Annotated in this window: 1 protein-coding gene; it reads right to left on the bottom strand. The window is 68.9% G+C overall.

All coding sequences use genetic code 11. From position 1 onward, the window contains the following. A partial coding sequence (locus AS96_RS08575; protein ID WP_036288417.1) for an ISL3 family transposase occupies window positions 1–928 on the bottom strand: 928 nt, incomplete at its 3' end. Between the last annotated feature and the right edge of the window lie 112 nt (window positions 929–1040).

Consider the following 1040-nt stretch of genomic DNA (forward strand, 5'->3'; position numbering starts at 1 on the left):
CCAGCCGTGCAGTCTGCTTCTCGGTGAGGAAGCTCACGCCGGTGTGGAGGGTGCGGCGGACCCCGTAGAGCGGGTCCCCGGCGTGACCGCGGTGCCCGAGAGTGTCCTGCTGAACCCTCTGCCGGGTCCGGTCCAGGGCGTCACCGGCGAGCCGGACGACATGGAACGGATCCATCACCGGGACCGCGTCGGGGAGTTCCTCGGACGCGGCGGTCTTGAACCCACTGAACCCATCCATCGCGACCACTTCGATCTGCTTCGACCACTCCTTGGGCCGGGCGGCGAGCCACTGCTTGAACACCGCCTTCGACCGACCCTCGACCATGTCCAGCAGCCGTGCGGGACCTGTCTTGTTGCGGGCGGGCGTGAGGTCGATGATCACGGTCACGTACTTGTCACCGAACCGGGTGTGACGCCAGACGTGCTCGTCGACGCCGATCGTGGTGACGCCGTCGAACCTGGCCGGATCGTCGATCAGCCGCCGCTTGCCCTCGGCGAGGATCGCGGTGTTCGCGGTGTGCCACGACACCCCCAGGCCTGCCGCGGCGCGGGAGACGGTGAGGGGGTCGACCACGATCGCCTTCAGCGCCCACCCGACCCCGCCGCGGGAGATCTTCGCCCGCGGCGCCGCCGCGTTCGTCGTGTCCTGCCGCCAGGTGCGGCGGCAGTGGCCGCACCGGTAGCGGCGCACCCGCACCAGTAGCGTCGTGGGCCGGTGACCGAACGGCTCGTGCGCGAGCGGACGCGTCACGGTGTCGCGCGGCACGCCCTCGGCGCCACACTTCCGACACCACGGGTCATCGTCAACGACGCGGCACTCGAGTACCGCCCGGTCGGGCTCGATCAACTGGCCGATGGCTTCGAGGCCGAGCTCATCGAGACGGCAGAACGTGGTGAGGTCAGGGGTCGCGAACGTAGGGTGGTGCAAGTCGAGGTCTTCCGGCAGATGGGCAGTGTGAGAACTTCCATCCTGGAAGACCTCGACGTCTATCCGCGAACCAGCCGCCGACCCTCGACTACACCCTCAACTGCGAAGAGCC

The organism is Microbacterium sp. MRS-1 (genome assembly GCF_000585455.1).
GTDB classification, from domain to species: Bacteria; Actinomycetota; Actinomycetes; order Actinomycetales; family Microbacteriaceae; genus Microbacterium; species Microbacterium laevaniformans.